Raw genomic sequence first — 16,667 nt, 5'->3', positions numbered from 1 at the left:
AGAGCTATAGATCGACTTATTCCCCGTGCACCTCTTCAACAAAGCTGACGGTCCCATTCTCGAGCGAAGCAATACGTACCAGCGAATCAACCCGGTATCCTGCTTTTTGCAGCAGTCCTGCACCGGGCTGGAAAGACTTCTCGATCACAATCCCGATCCCCGCAACGCTTGCGCCAGCTTGTTCCGCAATTCGGGCCAAACCGAACGCCGCCTCGCCATTCGCCAGAAAATCATCGATAATCAGAATTCGGTCGCCTTCCTGTAAAAACTTTTTGGACACAGTAATCTCGTTACTCTCACGCTTGGTGAACGAATACACCTTCTCCACGTAGATGTTGTCCTTGAGCGTTAGCGACTTATGCTTTCTTGCGAAAATCATGGGCACGCCGAGCTCCATCGCCGTCATAATCGCCGGAGCGATTCCAGACGATTCGATCGTTAAGATCCGGGTAATCCCCTCGTCTTGAAATCTCCGGGCGAACTCTCTTCCGATTTCCTTCATCAACAGCGGGTCCATCTGGTGGTTAAGAAAAGAATCCACCTTCAGCACCTGGTCCCCCAGCACGATCCCCTCTGTCATTACCTTGTCTCTAAGCAGCTTCATGTCTCTCTCCCCCTGTGAATTCCATTCGGACATGCATCTCCGGACACAAAAAAATCCGTCTCCCGGCCGGGAAACGGATTGAAATTGCGGAAAACCAGACACGCTTAAACCCAAAAGAAGCCCAGCCCGCTCAAAGAACAGGCTGACTTCCCTTAGTTTGAATACATATCATGGTTTTCCCGTAGTCCAATCATTCCGGTGATCGGGTAGAAACATGCAGGCCCATTCCTGCACATATACGAGAAAAATGCCGAACTCAAAAGCAATGTTAGAAGTATAACGCACAACCTAATAGAAAATAAAGAGGAATTTTTGTGCAGTTCCGTTAGAGCGGACGCGATTCACCCGGAAGCAGGTGAGTTAACAGGGATTTCAGCTCCTGATCCTCTTTATAAGTCTTCTCCCCGGTATCCAGTCTGCGAATCCGGATCAGGCTGTAAGCAGCTCCGGCCTCGGCCGGTTTAAAAATCAACTGCTCGCGGTCCTCTATTCTCAGCTTGAAGCCCATCGACTGAAACATATCCAGAAAGTCGCGCTCTGCAGGCCTATCCCCTTCGTTCAAGAAAATCAAACCTCTTAATTCCTTGCTTTCATGAGGATATACAACCTCAAAGTGTACAATGCATTCCAATGTTGCCAGCTCCTTCCGTAATCGTTGCTGCAAGTATTCATAATCAGATTAGACCAGTCGCAACCAATATACTATTTACTACGGATGAGTTCACGAAGGACGAGCTGGACTTTGCAACATTTTAGTGAACGATGCTCTAAATCTGCTCGGAGCCGCAATGCGGGCACCACTTGGTTCCTTTCACCAGCTCAACGGAACAGACTTGACATTGCACAACTGGAATTGCCGTCTCCAGAGGATCCGAAGACTTCTCTCTGGCATTAGCCACCTCCTGCCACGAGCGGATTCGCTGATCCATCTCCTCCTGACGTCTCCGCTCCCGCTCAAGCTCCTCCTGGCGTCTTTGCTCCCGTTCAGGCTCCTGCTGCCTGCGCGCCTCATATTCCTCATCTTCCGGGTAGTCCGTTTGAGGTTCCGGCTCTACCTCGAGGGAAGCCATCGCCTCTTCACGCGAAGCGGAAGGAATCAGGAAATCCAAGGGATCGGCTGGCAGAACAGGAAGATGCTCCGGCTCTGATCCCTTGTCCCTGGCCGGAAGCGTCTCCTCGGCTTGTGTCGGATTCTCTCTGACAGGCGCCGCCGCTTTGGGTCTATGCAGCTTATGTCCGCAATATTGGCAATACAGCCCATCCTCGGCAACCGTTCTGCCGCACGCGCCGCACAGCCGCTCATTTTTCAACTCAGCAATCTTGGCACGGATCTCATCCCGTTCTTCAACAAGAAGATCACATGTCTTCGCCAGCTCCAGCATTTCTTTCTCTGCCTCTGACATATCCTTTTGACGGTAACCGTCATAGAAGACTTCACCCATTTTTTGATGGTACAGTCCCATCTCACGTTCAATGGTCGTTATTTGTGTGTTCAACCGCCCGATTTCCACGGCATTTTGCGCTCGGTCGGATACCTTTCCCGCCCCGTCTTTTATACGCTGAAAAAAATTCATGACAGTAGTCCTCCATTTCTGACGGTGTGAATTTGGTTCGATTATAACAGCTATCATACCACTTTTGGAATCCCGGTGAAAATCCGACTTGATTCACATTCGACAAGTGCGTGTAAACAAAAAATAGGGCTTCTCTGCCACGCTCTGTCACGGAAAGGAAGATGCATATGGAATATGAAAAGCAGACTTACTATGTATCTGTCGCCCATCGTCTTATTCAGGAGTCCCCTAATGATTCCGCCGAATTCGAAGTACTGCTGGATGAAGAAGAATTATCGTTGCTGCAGGACAAGCTGAATGCTTTAACAGCCGAAGACGACTATACGTTCCGGCGCGCGCCGGTTCCCTATAAATCGGCAGACCATGATGATGCTCCGGAGCAGTTCAACAAGCAGCTCTCCGAGCTGTATGTGCTTCTCTACCGCTCCGGAACGGCCAAAACCCGCACCATGCTCATGGAGTCGGGTATTCTCAGCCGGCTGGGCAATACGGATTATCACCATCCCGGCTATGGCGAGCATGGGTCGCCGCTGAATAAATAATACGAAGGGACTATTCAATTAGATTTCCCAATAAAAGACGGGCGAGAAAACTCAAGGTTTTCCGCCCAACTTTTGTTCATTCGCATATATGGGCGGCACTTGTTTCGCCTTTCGCCGCATAGAGTGCCCGCGCCAGTAATTTTAATGCTTTTTGGCATTTGTTTTGTGCGCAGAAGTTCATTCTGCTCATTTCCTCATTGCACAAAGGCATTTTTCCGCACCACACGGTGTAGCTCAAGTTGAAGAGGGTGTCCCCCAACCAACCACCTTGGCCTTTCGGGACACCCTCGACACAGCAACGGACGCCCGGGGGATAACCAGGCGTCCGTTGTGCTCTACCGCCGGATCTTGCCGTTTGGCGATCCGGCTGGTCCTGGGGGCGGGCCGGCGGCGAGCTCAGCCGCCCGCTCCCTCACGCGGGCGGCGACCAGCTCCAGCCCCTTCGCCGCCCCGGACACGCCCGGCAGCAGCGCTGCCCATGGGGCCGCATCCGATCCGGGCTCGCGGTCCAGCCGCGGTTCTGCGGCAGAGGCGGAGCCAGGAGGAGTCCTATGCCGGAACTCCTCCTGCAGTCCTGCCGCCACATCGTGGAACCGCGGCCCGGGCAAGTGCAGATGCCCTTGCCCGGCCATGTCCGCGAGCCACTCGGCGAGGTGCGGCCCCTCCCCGCGCGCGCTGCGCTGCGGGGCGTCCGGCCCTCCCGCGTAAGCGCGGAGGGCTGCCTCTGGCTCGGGCAGCGGCTGTGCGGCTGCCCAGCAGGCCAGCGCAGCGTCGGCCAGCGCCTCCGGCGCCCAGCCGACGAGCGCGAGCCGCAGGCCGGCGTCCGCGGCCCAGGCGGCTTCGCCGATGGCCATGGCCTCAGGCAAATGGCCGCAAGCGGCTTCGCCGCAGGAGCACGCCGCCACAGGAGCACCGGCGGCTGCCCAATCTCCCTCCGCCGCCATGCGCCATGGCGGCGATGCTGGCAGCAGGTCGCCAAGCGCGCCTGCGCCTTCCTCAAGCAGCCGCGCCAGCATCAGCGGCTGCCGGCTCAAATGCTGCGGGAGCTCCAGCCGCTCCCGCATTGCGGTGCTGCACGCCCGGAGCAGCACATGCGCTCCTTCCTTCCCGTCACCACCTCCGGGAAGCACGACCCTCAGCCCTTCCGGCAGCAGTTCCACTCGGGCTTCGCCTGCTTCTCCGCCGCGTTCTTGTCTCCGCTTCATTTCCGGTCCACCTCCAGATAGCCGCCGGTCTGGAGCATAATCAGATCGGCAAGCTCTCGATTGGACATCTCGGTAAGCCATTGCTCGCCCGCGCCGACAACCTGCTCTGAGAGCGCCTTTTTCCGTTCGATCAGCTCGTCGATCCTCTCTTCCAGCGTACCTTGTGTAATCAACTTATGAACCTCGACATTTTTCTGTTGTCCAATTCGAAATACCCGATCTGTAGCCTGATTCTCCACGGCCGGATTCCACCATCGGTCATAATGAATCACATGGTTGGCCCGGGTCAGGTTGAGACCGACACCGCCAGCCTTAAGCGATAGCACAAAAATCGGCGCTGCCGTTCCTTTTTGAAACGCCTCCACCAGCTCATCCCGCTCTCTTCGCGGCATGCCCCCGTGCAGGAAGCCAGGATGCTCGCCATATCGCTCGGCCAGCCGATCCTTCAACAGTTCCCCCATTTGCACATATTGGGTGAAGATCAGCGCCGCCTCTCCATTATCCATAATTAAATCAAGCAGCTCATATAGCCGATCCAGCTTCCCGGATCGCTCGCCGTTCGCTCGCCCCCTGCTCGGCACAAGCAGCGGATGGTCGCAGATTTGCTTCAGCCGGGTCAAGGAGGACAGTACATGCCCCTTCCGGGCAATTCCGGTCATCCCGTCAAGCGAGGAGATCAGCTCCTGAGTGACGGCCTCATACAGGGTCGCCTGCTCCACCGTCAGTGAACAGTAAGATTTGATCTCGATTTTCTCCGGCAAATCCTTGCGGATATCCGGATCGCTCTTCAATCTGCGCATCAGAAAAGGAGCAACCAGCTTCCTCAGCTTCTCCAACTCTCCTCCTGGCGAATCTGCAGCACTTCCGTAACGGGCACGGAACGAGGCATGGGTCCCCAAGTATCCCGGATTCAAGAACTGGAAGATGGACCACAGCTCACTGAGCCGATTCTCCACCGGTGTACCGGTCATTGCGATCCGCTGCGGCGCCTGAAGCTTCATGACGCTTTGCGCCTGCTTCGTGCCAAAGTTCTTAATATATTGAGCCTCATCAAGAACAATCGTCTTCCATTCCATATCTCGCAGATCCTTTGCATCCCGGCCGGCCAGCTGGTAAGTCGTCAGCACAATATCGCTGCCGCGGCAAGCCTTTATGAATGTTTCCTCATGAAGACGATCTCCGCCGTGGTGAATATACAACCGAAGTCCCGGAGCAAACCTGGTGATCTCCCGCTGCCAGTTCCCTAGCAGAGAGGTCGGACAGATGATTAGACTCGGCTCTGTAGCTTCCCGCTGACCATCCAGCAATTCTGTAATGACCTGAACCGTCTTCCCCAGTCCCATATCATCGGCAAGCAGCGCGCCGAAGCCCAGCTCGCGCATGGCGGCCAGCCATTGGAACCCCCGTTCCTGGTACGGCCTCAACGTGCCGTTCAAGGATTTGGGGATGGGACGGGGACTTGAAGCGTGAAGCACCCCGCCTTCCAGGAAGGCGGCCAGCAGCCCTTCGGCCTCGACATGCTCCACCTGCATTCCTTCAGGCAGATACGATTCAGTGCCCGCTGCAAGAGCCATGAACTCACGGAAGCTCATCTCCCCTTGCTCCTGCTTCTTGAGGAATTTCAGCACCTGCCGAAGCTCCTTGATATCAATCTCGATCCACTCTCCGCGGAACCATACCAGAGGGGACTTCGAGGCGACAAGCTTCGCAAGCTCCTCTCTGCTTAATGGTTCTCCATCTAGAAGCGCTTCTATTTCAAACGAGATTAGCTGTTGAACACCCAACCCTTGCGGCTCTCTCCACGAGCCAGGATCCGCTCCATCCGCAGAAGCCGGGGCAGTCTTCCAGTTAAGCGCCTTGATTTTTACCCCTGCCGCCCTGCGCCCCTCTCCGGTCCAGCGGGACGGCATCTGCACGGTTACCCCGTGCTTCCTGAGCGGCGCGACAGAACGGCGCAGAAATTGATACACATCCTCCGGCTTCAGCGTGAGCGCTTCCGGACGCGGTGACATCAGAAGCTCTTCAAGCTCCCGGCTATACTCGGCAGCCTTAGCAAGCCGGATCAGCAAGCCCCGCTGTATGTTCTTATATCTTCGGCCGCGCAACTCTATATCCGGCTCGGGATAACTCCAGATGAGGCTGGCTGGCAGCAGGACGGCAGGATCTTCAACGCCTTCTCCCCAGCAGGAAAGCCTCCAGCGAAGAAGCGATCTGTTCTCCGCTAATTCATCCCCATGCGCTGTAAGCGGCTCGATTCTCAGACATAATCGAATAGAGCCCATCTCGATCCCGTCGTCGTGATCCGCCTCGATCCCTTCCGGGCCACGGTGCCTGCCTTGCACGCGCTCAATTTCCGCGGTTAACTGCTCAATCTCGGCAGTGCTTCCTTGGATGTCCGGCGGTATAGAAGCGCTGAGCAGATGGTTCCACCACAATTCGGCAAGCGGTGAATAGCCCCTGCTGTATCCTGATCTTGCCGGATTCAGCTTTCTGCCAAGATCGTCCACCGCCAGCCGGGTCTCCCGATCAATCATCGCGGTAAGAAAGGAGAGCAGCACGGCGGCTTGCCGCTCCTCCAGTGAGCCCTCCTCGGCAGGCTGTACTGCAGCCAAGGCGATTGGCGGCATCGATGCGGCCAGACTATGAAATCTGTCCAGATCGTTCCCCTTAAGCTCCGGTCCCCATTCGGCCGCAGCCGACGACTGGTTGGTGCGTCGGCGTCCAAGCGCGCTCACACCTGCCTTGATACCCGGCGCAACCCTGCCTTTAGCCAGCAGGCTGCGAGCAAATTGCGCTGCGATGCTCCAATATTCAAATTCTCCGCCGGGTTGAATCCCCTTGGATCTATAATAGCTCCCATCCCAATTCAGCAAGAGCTGCCAGGTTTCCGTGACAGGCAGCGCCACACCCTCCAGTGTCCTGCCGATCAGTCCTCTACGTTCACCAGCCCCCGACCATTTCCGACCGCCATGAACCGGATATCTGACCTCGGCAAGCCGTAAGGCGGCGTGCTGAAACGGACGCAGTCCTTGGACAGGCTCCAGCGATCGGATCGCAGCCGTCCATGCATCCACCTTTACTTCCGATATTTCACCAGAGAAGCAGAACATCACTTCTCCGAGCCAAATTCCATATAGATGTTGATTCATGTTGATCTCCTGTCATGCAAGCATGCTTCAAATTATGAAAAACCGCAATAATTACTATCTTATACGAAACCGTGCCGATATAAAACTGCATTTGCGTGCAAATCAAAAGGAGCGTCCTGCCTTTTAAGGCCGGAACGCTCCCGGAAGTCCCCATCTATTTCGTCCTATTTTGTCGCTATAACCTCAATCTCTACAAGCCCATCCTTCGGCAGCCTTGCTACCTGCACCGCGCTTCTGGCCGGATAGGGCTGTGAGAAGAACCCGCCGTAGATCTCGTTCACCTTGGCAAAGTCATTCATATCTGCCAAGAAAACCGTTGTCTTGACTACATGCTCAAGACCCAAACCGGCTTCCGACAAAATCTCCTTCACATTGTTCAACGCCTGAGTGGTTTGTGCCTCAACGCCTTCAGCCAGTTGTCCCGTCTCGGGGATAAGCCCCAGTTGCCCTGAAGCAAAGAGCAGATCACCGATCTGCACAGCTTGAGAATACGGGCCAATCGCCCCCGGTGCCTGTGTCGTAGATATTACTTGCTTGCCCATCGTTATCTCTCCTTCTCTTCTTGTTATCTATTGTAGCTATATAAAAGTTGAACCTAATGATCAACTTATATAAGAGGTTGTTCATAAAAGCCATCTTTTGATCTTACTGATAAGTGCTCGTCCAGACCTAATCCGCGCCCTCAGGAGCTTCGTTCTCCTCATCAGATATGTCTTCCTTGATCTCATTCTGTATTAGCGGAAGATAAAGATGGAATATGCTGCCCGCCCCTTCGCGGCTATCCACCTGGATGAAGCCTCCCATTAAACGGGCCAAATCTTTGCTGATGGGCAACCCCAAGCCTGTACCCCCATATTTCCGGCTAATTGAGCCGTCCGCCTGCCGAAACATCTCAAAGATTGCTTCATGCTTGTCCCGCGGTATTCCTATTCCGGTATCTGCCACAGAAAACACAATCCATTCCCCTGGCGTCGAGCGGGCTGAGCTATCCTTATGAATCATCAGATCCACTCGGCCCTGATGTGTGAACTTGAAGGCATTGGATAGCAGGTTACGCAAAATCTGGCACAGCCGCTGAACATCCGATTGAATCGTATACGGAAGCTCCGGCATCACCGTAACCTCAAATTCAATTCCTTTTTGCTCGGCATCATGCTCGAATTGCAGTTCCATCAGTTGAACAACTTCCGCAAGAACGACTTCTTCCTGGATGACCTCCAGCCTGCCTGCCTCTACCTTGCTCAAATCCAGAATATCATTGATCAACTGCAGCAGTTCTCTTCCCGACCTATAAATGATATTACCATAATTCGGGGTATCCTTCTCCTGCGTTTCGTCTTCATGCTCCTCTTCGTTCTCTGAAATAATCTCGGCTAAATTAATGATGCTGTTAAGCGGAGTCCGGAGTTCATGAGACATATTGGCCAGAAATTCCGACTTGTACTGGGAGGCTTGTGCCAGCTGGCGGGCCCGCTCTTCTAAAGAAAGCTTCGCCTGCCGCAGTTCCTCTGTCTGTCGGGTCATCACTTCATTTGTTCGCAGCAGCTCCAGTGTCCGTCTCTGATCCAATTGAAAGTCCAGCAATATCAGGGCAAACATACAGCTAAACAGCAAAGTGATCGGCAATGTGGAGGGCATAATCGTAAGGATATACTGCTCGAAAGGAATCACTCCAAAGATGGCAATGTTGAACACATTGATGACATTCAGCGCCAAAATCGTCACAATCCCCCGCGTGCTCTGCTTGAACTGTCTCTTGTTCATCCAGGTAATCATAAATGCGCACAAGATGCCCAGAATAACAAAATTGAGCATACCTGCAATCGCAGCCTCGCTGATCCCAAAGGTTAATCTGCTTAAGCCGATCCCGAAAGAAATAATCATCACGACCATAGGCTTTGCATATACAATCGCAGCAATAATCAGCGGGACAAGCCGAAGATCAAAAATAACATCGCCCTTCAACTGGAATCCGAATTTCATGCAAATCCAGCCTGCGAAGATAAACCAAAGGACAGATAAGATATAGTTGATCTTGCCAGGTATTTTTACAAGAACGTACTTATACAGAATATTGGCCAAGTATGCCATCGTAATCAGCAGCGCCATGTTAAGCAAAAAGATTTTGCCAAAGCCCATATAGTCCCTCCGCGGTATGTTGGGTGTATTTTCCGTTCCGTAATTCTTCATTCATTTTAACATAACCGCGGTATTTTTCATTCAGACTTTAACCCTACTTCTCTTCATATAACAATGGTTTCTGCGGTGCCGATTCCGCCAGCATTCTTCGGTAGTCTTCCGTAAACAAACGGGAGAAATACGGATCCCATTGGGTACCGCCTCCCTCCTCCAAAATCGCAATTGCCTTCTCTTCATCCATTCCCTTACGATATGGACGATCCGAGATCATCGCGTCAAAGGCATCCGCAACGGCAATAATTCTGCCGAACAAAGGGATGTCTTCTCCAGAGAGGCTGTCAGGATAGCCGGCTCCATCATACCGCTCATGGTGCGAGCGTACCCCCGGCAGGAAGGAAGCCATGGCGTCCGCCGGCTCAATCTGCTTCAGAATGGCTTCGCCAAGCACAGGATGCTGTTTAATCTGATCCCACTCTTCCTCCGTCAATCGTCCTTCTTTTAAGAGAACAGCGTCCTTGATGCCTATTTTTCCGATATCATGCAGCAATGCCGACTTCCGCAAATCCTGAATTTCTCCCTCCGGAAGATTCGCCAGCTTGCCGATTCTCACCGCATATTCCGCAACCCGTTCGGAGTGCCCTGCCGTATAGGGATCACGGGCATCCAGTGCCGCTGCCAGGGTGGAGAAGTAGCTCTCCAGAAGCTGGTTATTCCGTTCAGCCTGACTCTTCAAGCCCCGCATCATATGATTGAAGCCGGATACGAGCCTGGAAAATTCATCGGAGAAAAGATCGCTGACATCCGACCGCAGATAACCGTTCTTTACTTCGGCCATTTTTTCGTAAAAGAGCTGAATCGGCATAATCGTATCCCGAGTCATCAATCTCGAGCCAATAAATGCAAAGGCTACTCCCACGCACAGGATAGCAGCTGCCCCTCTCCAAAAATAATCATTAACAAAAAAGGCGCCTCCGTACCGATACTCAATCGCCATGCTATAGAGCAGCAACGGGACTGCGACAATGACAAACAGGCTCCATCTGAGCTTGCTCTTGATCGAGATCAGCACCCGCCCATGAAGCGACAGTTCCTTATCGTAGAGAACATAAGACCAGTTATTCAACTCCAGCAGTACCGGATGGATACTGTTCGAGGTCATATAAAACTCAACAAGAGCATGCATGCCGGTAACTAGAATTGCTGCAATGGCTGTTAGGAATACTTGATAGTAATTGATTGTGAGCTGGCCGATGTGGGTAAACCAAAGGCATAATGCGGTGGACGGCAGCAAATATCCGATTAAATGAGGCCCCATAATCCGTTTAGCAACCAGCGACGGAAGACGGTGGGTTCGAGTGTATACACTTTGAAGGAAGCCGAAGCTTTCGATATTGTTGAGGAAGCAGTTGCGAATCGGGCGGAGTTGAATGTGATAGACGCTCCAGCCGAGTACGACCATGACAACCGCTGAAAAAAGATGAATTCCTATATATAGAAGACGTTCTTCAGCCGGAATCTGAAGCGGCGATATCATAAGGAGAGCGATTGCCGCCGTTCCTGCCATTAACATCCCCATACAGTAATTAAATATCAAGCTTGAAATAAACTTCCTATATATGGTCAACGCCGTAGTCATCCTTCCATGAAGTTCCGCATTTTCATATTTTCATCATTTTCTCTTCCATCTTTATCGGCATGCGGACAGGAAGATTATAGTTTTTGTTTTCATGCAAAAATATTAATTTGCTTAAACTTTCATATGCGTATAAAATAAACTCTGGGTTTTCAGAATTTTATTGAAAATAGCAAGTTTAAATAAAAAATAAGTTAAAATTTTAAAAATAAAATTAAAATTTTAGGGAATGGATAAAGGCTCAAACCCGCTACCCGTCTGAATTTCAGCCTTTTTCGACAATATTTAAAATCACACCCCAAGTGATCTATTTCACATTATCACCTATTTTTATATGCTAAAATTCCATCGAACAATGGTTTTGGGACTCCCGTTGAAACCGGAAGACCTTGTCCTGTAACGATTTTCATTCTTCCCGTCGTTATTAAAATGTCTGCACATTTTAATATATATATTTTATCTAACTGGAGGTCATTTAACATGAAAAAAGCATCTATCCTACTCTGCACCGCCCTGTTGATTGGCGTTCTTGCCGGCTGCGGCTCCAACAACAGTAAAGACAATGCAGCCCCTGCAAACAACGCAGCAACAGAAGCACCAGCAACAAACAGCACTAATAGCGAAAATACCGCTGCCGAGCAAGGTCAATACCAAGACGGCGTTTACTATGCCATCGGTGAAGCGGACGCAAACTCCGGCTGGCAATATTATGTTACATTGAAGGTTGACGGCGGCAAAATTACAGAAGCAAACTGGAACGGCATCAACGCTACTGTTGGTCCTGACAAGGTTTCCTACTCCGAATCCGGCAAGTACGGCATGAAAGCCGGCGGCGCTCAATCTGAATGGCACGAGCAAGCAGCACTTGTTGAACAATATCTGCTTGAAAAGCAAGATCCTAAGGACATTACTTTGGGTGAAGACGGCAAGACCGACGCAATCTCCGGTGTATCTGTACACGTAAATGAGTTCTTCGACCTGGCTGACAAGGCTCTTGCAGCTGGACCAGTTGAATTGGGCGTATACAATGACGGTCACTACCATGCTGAAGGCGCTGAATTCGACGCAAAGTCCGGCTGGAAAGAAACTGCTGACGTTGTTATCGCTGCAGGCAAGATCATTCACGTTAACTTCAGTGGTGTAAACGCAGCTGGCGAAGACAAGAAACAAAACTCCATCGATGGAAAATACGGTATGAAAGCTGGCGGCGCATCGTCCGAATGGCATGAGCAAGCAGCAGTGGCTGAAGCTAACCTTGTAGAATCTCAAGATCCTACTGCTCTTACATTTGGCGAAGATGGCAAGACAGATGCTCTGAGCGGCGTATCGATCTCCCTGCAAAGTTACTTCGATCTTGTATCAAAAGCGCTTGAAGGTGCAAAATAAGTTTAAATAGAAAGTATATATAAACTCTCAGTCCCACCACCCTATTTAAGAAGGTGAATCTTTTGAAGAAAATTGTCGTTCTTGGCGGAGGCTACGGCGGTGTCGTTACTTCCAAACACCTCGCCAAATTATTCAAAAAGGATAAGGATGTTTCGATCCAACTGATCGACCGCAATCCTTACCACACGCTCCTGACGGAGCTGCATGAAGTCGCGGCTAACCGCGCTCCTGAAGATTCGGTTAAAATCGAGCTTAAAAAGATTTTTGCCGGTCAAAAGGTTGACGTTGTTCTGGATTCTATCGATAATATCGATTTTGCATCCAAAGAGCTTCGTTCCGCTAAAGCAACCTACAAATATGACTACCTGGTTATCGGTACGGGCTGTAAGCCGACTTTCTTCGGGATTCCGGGTGCAGAAGAGCACTCTTTGACGCTCTGGTCCTATGAGGATGCAGTTCGTCTCAAGGAGCAAATCCGCGACAAGTTCGGCAAGGCTGCGAAAGAAACCGATCCGGTAAAACGCTCGAAGATGCTTTCCTTCGTTGTTGTAGGCGCCGGCTTTACGGGTGTCGAGCTGGTTGGCGAAATGGCTGAATTCCGCGATGAACTGTGCAAGGAATTCTATATCGATCCTAGCGAGGTTCGCCTTGTTGTAGCGGATATGGCTCCAAAAATTCTGCCGATCCTGCCCGACAAGTTGATTGAGAAGGCCGCCAAGCGCCTGAACAAAATGAATGTCGAAATCGTTACTAGCGCAAAAATCACCGGTGTTACGCCGTCTGGCGTCGTACTCGGCGACAAATCGCTGGAAGCTGACACGGTTGTATGGACAGCAGGTGTTGAAGGCTCCGATCTCGTTGGCAAGCTGGATGTTAAGCAAGAAGGCCGCAAACGGATCGTAACGAACGACAAGCTCCAAAGTGTAGACCATGACGATGTATACATCGTTGGCGATAACATCTTCTTTATTCCTGAAGGCGAGACCCGTCCGGTTCCACAAATGGTTGAAAATGCCGAGCAAGCTGGCCCGCTTATTGCGCACAATATCTATGCTGATGTTCATAACAAGCCTAAGAAGCCATACAAACCTGGCTTCCACGGCACCATGGTATGTATCGGCAGCCGTTATGGCGTAGCTAATGTCGGCCTTCCGAACAAAATGTTCATGCTGACCGGATTTATGGCCATGTTCTCCAAGCATTTGATCAACATGTATTACCTGTTCACCGTAGCAGGCTTCCATAAGATGTGGACCTACATGATGCATGAGTTCTTCCATGTGAACAACCGCAGAAGCTTCGTCGGCGGACATTTTGCCAAGCGTTCCCCGAACTTCTGGCTGCTGCCGCTGCGCATCTTCGTTGGTTACAAATGGTTGGAAGAAGGGATCGATAAGCTTCCTAAGATCTTGAAGGATCCTTCGAATATCTTCCTGATTCCTCCTTCACCACATGCTGACGTCGTGACTGCAGCGAGTCAGGCAGCTGAAGAAGTCAAGACGACTGTTGACGCTTCCTCCGCAGCATCGGCTGTAGAGAGCGCTTCGACTTCCGTAACGGCTCTGCCTGTTCCTGGATTCGTGAAGAGTGTTGTGAACTGGTTCATGGACATCTTCTTCTATACTTCAGACGGCGGTTATACCGCTCTGGCAACTGTATTCCAATTCTTCATGGTATTCATGGAAATCGCAGTCGGTGTGATGATCATTGTTGGTCTGTTCACAGCGGTATCGTCTGCAATTACAGTCGCACTCGGCGTCATGATCTGGTCCTCCAGCATGGCCTCGACAGAAATGCTTTGGTATATGACTGCAGGCGTCGCGTTGATCGGCGGATCCGGCAGTGCGTTCGGACTTGACTACTATGTTCTTCCTTGGCTCAAAAAACAATGGAAGAAGATCCCTCTCGTTCGAAGATGGTATTTGTACACAGACTGACGCATTATCCTAGTCCAGCATAGAGTTTCTTATTTCATAATTTCATTAGAGTAATGCACGCCCGCGTGCATTACTCTAATTTTTACTACTTTTCATCTTTACTTGCCCGGCAATACGCCTCAAGGAGTGTGCCATCATGAATAAATATGAGCTGATCCAAGACGCATTTCAAACGTTGCATAGAGAAATTTCACCCGATACGGGAATTCAACTGAATATGCCTTGTGAAGAAGCGGAAGAGATGGCGAATCTGCTGTTTGAGTATGACCTTCCCGCGCTCCGTTCCACCCGGCTATTGTCCATTTACATCGCAATCAAGCTCGCCCTGCTTCGCCATTCGGATTTCAGTGATTCCCAAAACGGAGAGATTCTGACCCGCAAGGTGCTGGACGGCGACTACCTATACAGCTTCTATGTGCAGCTCTGTCTGCAATGGAACGAATATGACCTGCTGGCTCATCTCGCCCCGGTTATTAAGCAGATTCAAATACGAAGAATCGAAGGCTCCTCCTACCATGACGTATTACTTCAATGCTGGGAGCTGTTTCTCGAGCTGGAAAAAGGATCTGTCCGTAAAAGCCGTGCTATGTAGGACCTATATAAGTTGAACTAAAGAAGCTACGTAGAAAAGAGCAGATTTCTCCTTAGCCTTATAGGGCTTTAGTTAAGTCAGAGAGATCTGCGAATTGCAGCGATCACAAGAACATTTCACCTATTGCCTCCAATGTACAATCTTTAGTTCAACTTATATGGTAGTGTTTATTAACATTCATCGGGAGAGGATCCATATGACAAGACTGGATGAGGAATTAGGGATCTCGCTTCGCTCCGTTGATCGTGCAATCGAGAATATGGTTAGATTCGATAAGGATATCCCCCGCTCTTCCCCGCTTGCCCAGCATATTCTTCAATTAATTCATTCCGGCGGCAAAAGAGTTCGCCCGCTCATGGTTATCGTAGGCTCCCGTTTCGGACCTTCTAAGGATGAGAAAAAGACAATGAGGCTAGCGGCAGCCGCTGAATTTATCCACGCAGCTTCTCTGATTCACGATGATATTATCGATGATTCTCCGCTTCGGCGAGGCGAGCCTGCGTTGCACGTTAAGCTGGGCGTTCATGAGGCGCTGCATGTCGGTAATTATATGTCGGCGCGGGTTGTAGAGCTGATCTCCGAATATTCTGCGGAACGAGAGCGTTTTGCCTACGATCTGTCTTCCCTCGTTACCACACAGCTATGCTTGGGCGAATACCAGCAATTATCTCATTTATACGATTACGACGTTCATATTGAGGAGTATCTGGAGAAATCCCGGAACAAAACTGCACAGCTGATGGCTTCTTGCCTGAAAATAGGAGCATTGGCCGGTGGTGCCGAGGAGAATACCGCGGATTTGCTCTACTCCTTCGGAGAGAAGCTGGGCATCGCCTTTCAGATTCGCGATGATATCCTGGACTTTACCCAATCTGCCCAGAAGCTTGGAAAGCCTGCGGGAAGTGATCTTCGCAAAGGGCAGGTGACCTTGCCGGTGCTATTCGCGTTAGAAGTAGATGAGCTTGCTCCGCGGATACAGTCTATCGGTCCCGATACTCCGCCAGAGCGAGTCGATGCCGTTGTTGCTTCCATTCAGCAATCCGACGCGCTCCGCCAAAGCGAGCTTGTGAGCGAGCAATATCTGGATGAAGCCCGGGAGTTGATTCGTCAATTAGAATCCTATCCCGCCCACCAGGATTTGAATGTTCTATTGAATTACTTCAGCGGCCGCGATAACTGAATGACACAAAGGGCTATCCCCAAGACTTGATCTACGGGATAGTTAGCAGGTTGAACCGCAGTTAGGCACGTAGGGAGGGCAGTCGTGTGAAATAATCCTACAATCGCTGTTGTTCGCGGATTTCTATGATTGGACTAAGTTCTAACAAAGGGGAAATCCGCTCACAAAGGCGACCGCTTACGCTTTTTCAGATTCATTTCACACTCTTGCCCTAACTATCGCGCTTATCGGCTTCAACTGAAATGCAGTTTGCACATGGCTGTGCCATAAGCTGCGCTGCAAAAAGCTTGCCGCCTGTGGCGACTATCCCCGCAAAAAGTAGCGTACGCAATTCCAGGCGCCCAGTCCCAATGGCCTGGGCGCCTGGAATTGAGCTCGCTCGCACGTTGTTCTGGCCTTGGGAGTAACTGCGTTATCCGACTGGCATTCCAGTCTTGGTCTGAACTTTACTCGTCCTGCTTGATCAGCCTCATTACGGTTGCGCTCCAATGAAATTACTTACCTTAAAATCTTCATTCGACGCACGAACCCACTTTTAGTGAAAAAACTTACCTTAGGTCGCCAGTAACTAGTTAAACCCAAGGAATAGCCGACTTTAAGCGAAAGAATTTCACTATTTTCGTATTTCCACCATTTCACCTAAATTTAGAGTAACTTTTTTCACTGCTATGAACGTTTTTTGTCAATCCCCTATTCCTTTGCCTTTTAACCAAAGGTTTATATCCA

General features: G+C 50.9%; 14 protein-coding genes and 1 riboswitch. Of the genes, 6 read left to right on the top strand and 8 right to left on the bottom strand.

Annotated elements, in window-relative coordinates; all coding sequences use genetic code 11:
* Window positions 1-16: 16 nt before the first annotated feature.
* From KQJ23_RS16885 to KQJ23_RS16875, 3 genes are all read right to left on the bottom strand, one after another.
* Window positions 17-604, bottom strand: coding sequence for a xanthine phosphoribosyltransferase (locus tag KQJ23_RS16885; RefSeq protein ID WP_216480091.1), 588 nt, complete (start codon window positions 602-604; stop codon window positions 17-19).
* Between the two features lie 162 nt (window positions 605-766).
* Window positions 767-866, bottom strand: a riboswitch (purine riboswitch).
* Window positions 867-929: 63 nt separating this feature from the next.
* Window positions 930-1,235 carry a hypothetical protein gene (locus tag KQJ23_RS16880; RefSeq protein WP_216480090.1) on the bottom strand — a complete coding sequence of 102 codons (306 nt, stop codon included), beginning with the start codon at window positions 1,233-1,235 and terminating at the stop codon, window positions 930-932.
* A gap of 136 nt (window positions 1,236-1,371) precedes the next feature.
* On the bottom strand, window positions 1,372-2,178 hold the full coding sequence (locus KQJ23_RS16875; RefSeq protein WP_216480089.1) for a zinc ribbon domain-containing protein: 807 nt from the start codon (window positions 2,176-2,178) through the stop codon (window positions 1,372-1,374).
* 167 nt (window positions 2,179-2,345) lie between these two features.
* Between KQJ23_RS16875 and KQJ23_RS16870 the strand changes: the two genes are divergently transcribed.
* Window positions 2,346-2,720, top strand: a complete 375-nt coding sequence (locus KQJ23_RS16870; protein ID WP_216480088.1) for a hypothetical protein — start codon at window positions 2,346-2,348, stop codon at window positions 2,718-2,720.
* A gap of 335 nt (window positions 2,721-3,055) precedes the next feature.
* On the opposite strand, the gene KQJ23_RS16865 is transcribed toward KQJ23_RS16870, so the two are convergent.
* Window positions 3,056-3,574: a hypothetical protein gene (locus KQJ23_RS16865; RefSeq protein WP_216480087.1), complete on the bottom strand. Its 519-nt coding sequence runs from the start codon at window positions 3,572-3,574 to the stop codon at window positions 3,056-3,058.
* Here KQJ23_RS16865 and KQJ23_RS16860 point away from each other — a divergent pair.
* The gene (locus KQJ23_RS16860; protein WP_216480086.1) at window positions 3,567-3,965 is read left to right on the top strand and encodes a hypothetical protein; all 399 of its coding nucleotides are present in this window, start codon (window positions 3,567-3,569) and stop codon (window positions 3,963-3,965) included. The two genes, KQJ23_RS16865 and KQJ23_RS16860, sit on opposite strands and share 8 nt — an antisense overlap.
* Here the strand turns inward: KQJ23_RS16860 and KQJ23_RS16855 are convergent.
* The 4 genes from KQJ23_RS16855 to KQJ23_RS16840 all read right to left on the bottom strand — a co-directional run bounded on the left by KQJ23_RS16855 (window position 3,922) and on the right by KQJ23_RS16840 (window position 10,789).
* Complete coding sequence (locus KQJ23_RS16855; RefSeq protein WP_216480085.1) at window positions 3,922-7,074, bottom strand: DEAD/DEAH box helicase; 3,153 nt, start codon at window positions 7,072-7,074, stop codon at window positions 3,922-3,924. The genes KQJ23_RS16860 and KQJ23_RS16855 overlap by 44 nt on opposite strands.
* A gap of 164 nt (window positions 7,075-7,238) precedes the next feature.
* A complete protein-coding gene (locus KQJ23_RS16850; RefSeq protein WP_216480084.1) occupies window positions 7,239-7,616 on the bottom strand; it encodes a RidA family protein in 378 nt (125 codons plus the stop codon).
* Window positions 7,617-7,743: 127 nt separating this feature from the next.
* Complete coding sequence (locus tag KQJ23_RS16845; protein ID WP_346779420.1) at window positions 7,744-9,264, bottom strand: ATP-binding protein; 1,521 nt, start codon at window positions 9,262-9,264, stop codon at window positions 7,744-7,746.
* A 43-nt stretch (window positions 9,265-9,307) separates the two neighbouring features.
* Complete coding sequence (locus KQJ23_RS16840; RefSeq protein WP_249529850.1) at window positions 9,308-10,789, bottom strand: HD-GYP domain-containing protein; 1,482 nt, start codon at window positions 10,787-10,789, stop codon at window positions 9,308-9,310.
* A 537-nt stretch (window positions 10,790-11,326) separates the two neighbouring features.
* Here KQJ23_RS16840 and KQJ23_RS16835 point away from each other — a divergent pair.
* The 4 genes from KQJ23_RS16835 to KQJ23_RS16820 all read left to right on the top strand — a co-directional run bounded on the left by KQJ23_RS16835 (window position 11,327) and on the right by KQJ23_RS16820 (window position 15,941).
* Complete coding sequence (locus KQJ23_RS16835; protein WP_216480082.1) at window positions 11,327-12,232, top strand: FMN-binding protein; 906 nt, start codon at window positions 11,327-11,329, stop codon at window positions 12,230-12,232.
* A gap of 62 nt (window positions 12,233-12,294) precedes the next feature.
* Window positions 12,295-14,169, top strand: a complete 1,875-nt coding sequence (locus KQJ23_RS16830; protein WP_216480081.1) for an FAD-dependent oxidoreductase — start codon at window positions 12,295-12,297, stop codon at window positions 14,167-14,169.
* A gap of 136 nt (window positions 14,170-14,305) precedes the next feature.
* Entirely contained in the window at window positions 14,306-14,761 is a 456-nt protein-coding gene (locus KQJ23_RS16825) for a hypothetical protein (RefSeq protein WP_216480080.1), read from the top strand.
* A 196-nt stretch (window positions 14,762-14,957) separates the two neighbouring features.
* Window positions 14,958-15,941 (top strand): polyprenyl synthetase family protein, encoded by a 984-nt coding sequence (locus KQJ23_RS16820; RefSeq protein WP_216480079.1) that lies wholly within the window; start codon window positions 14,958-14,960, stop codon window positions 15,939-15,941.
* Window positions 15,942-16,667 lie beyond the last annotated feature (726 nt).

This window comes from Paenibacillus brevis, assembly GCF_018919145.1.
Classification (GTDB): Bacteria; Bacillota; Bacilli; order Paenibacillales; family Paenibacillaceae; genus Fontibacillus; species Fontibacillus brevis.
Note: the sequence above shows the minus strand (reverse complement) of the source record. Positions and strands in the feature narration are given on the sequence as shown.

What these genes read in the sequence shown, in the direction of transcription:
- KQJ23_RS16865 (WP_216480087.1), bottom strand. Translation starts at nt 3,574, where the DNA reads ATGGCCATCGGCGAAGCCGCCTGGGCCGCGGACGCCGGCCTGCGGCTC.
- KQJ23_RS16860 (WP_216480086.1), top strand. Translation starts at nt 3,567, where the DNA reads ATGGCCATGGCCTCAGGCAAATGGCCGCAAGCGGCTTCGCCGCAGGAG.
- KQJ23_RS16870 (WP_216480088.1), top strand. Translation starts at nt 2,346, where the DNA reads ATGGAATATGAAAAGCAGACTTACTATGTATCTGTCGCCCATCGTCTT.
- KQJ23_RS16825 (WP_216480080.1), top strand. Translation starts at nt 14,306, where the DNA reads ATGAATAAATATGAGCTGATCCAAGACGCATTTCAAACGTTGCATAGA.
- KQJ23_RS16835 (WP_216480082.1), top strand. Translation starts at nt 11,327, where the DNA reads ATGAAAAAAGCATCTATCCTACTCTGCACCGCCCTGTTGATTGGCGTT.
- KQJ23_RS16845 (WP_346779420.1), bottom strand. Translation starts at nt 9,264, where the DNA reads ATGAAGAATTACGGAACGGAAAATACACCCAACATACCGCGGAGGGAC.
- KQJ23_RS16850 (WP_216480084.1), bottom strand. Translation starts at nt 7,616, where the DNA reads ATGGGCAAGCAAGTAATATCTACGACACAGGCACCGGGGGCGATTGGC.
- KQJ23_RS16885 (WP_216480091.1), bottom strand. Translation starts at nt 604, where the DNA reads ATGAAGCTGCTTAGAGACAAGGTAATGACAGAGGGGATCGTGCTGGGG.
- KQJ23_RS16855 (WP_216480085.1), bottom strand. Translation starts at nt 7,074, where the DNA reads ATGAATCAACATCTATATGGAATTTGGCTCGGAGAAGTGATGTTCTGC.
- KQJ23_RS16840 (WP_249529850.1), bottom strand. Translation starts at nt 10,789, where the DNA reads ATGGGGATGTTAATGGCAGGAACGGCGGCAATCGCTCTCCTTATGATA.
- KQJ23_RS16875 (WP_216480089.1), bottom strand. Translation starts at nt 2,178, where the DNA reads ATGAATTTTTTTCAGCGTATAAAAGACGGGGCGGGAAAGGTATCCGAC.
- KQJ23_RS16820 (WP_216480079.1), top strand. Translation starts at nt 14,958, where the DNA reads ATGACAAGACTGGATGAGGAATTAGGGATCTCGCTTCGCTCCGTTGAT.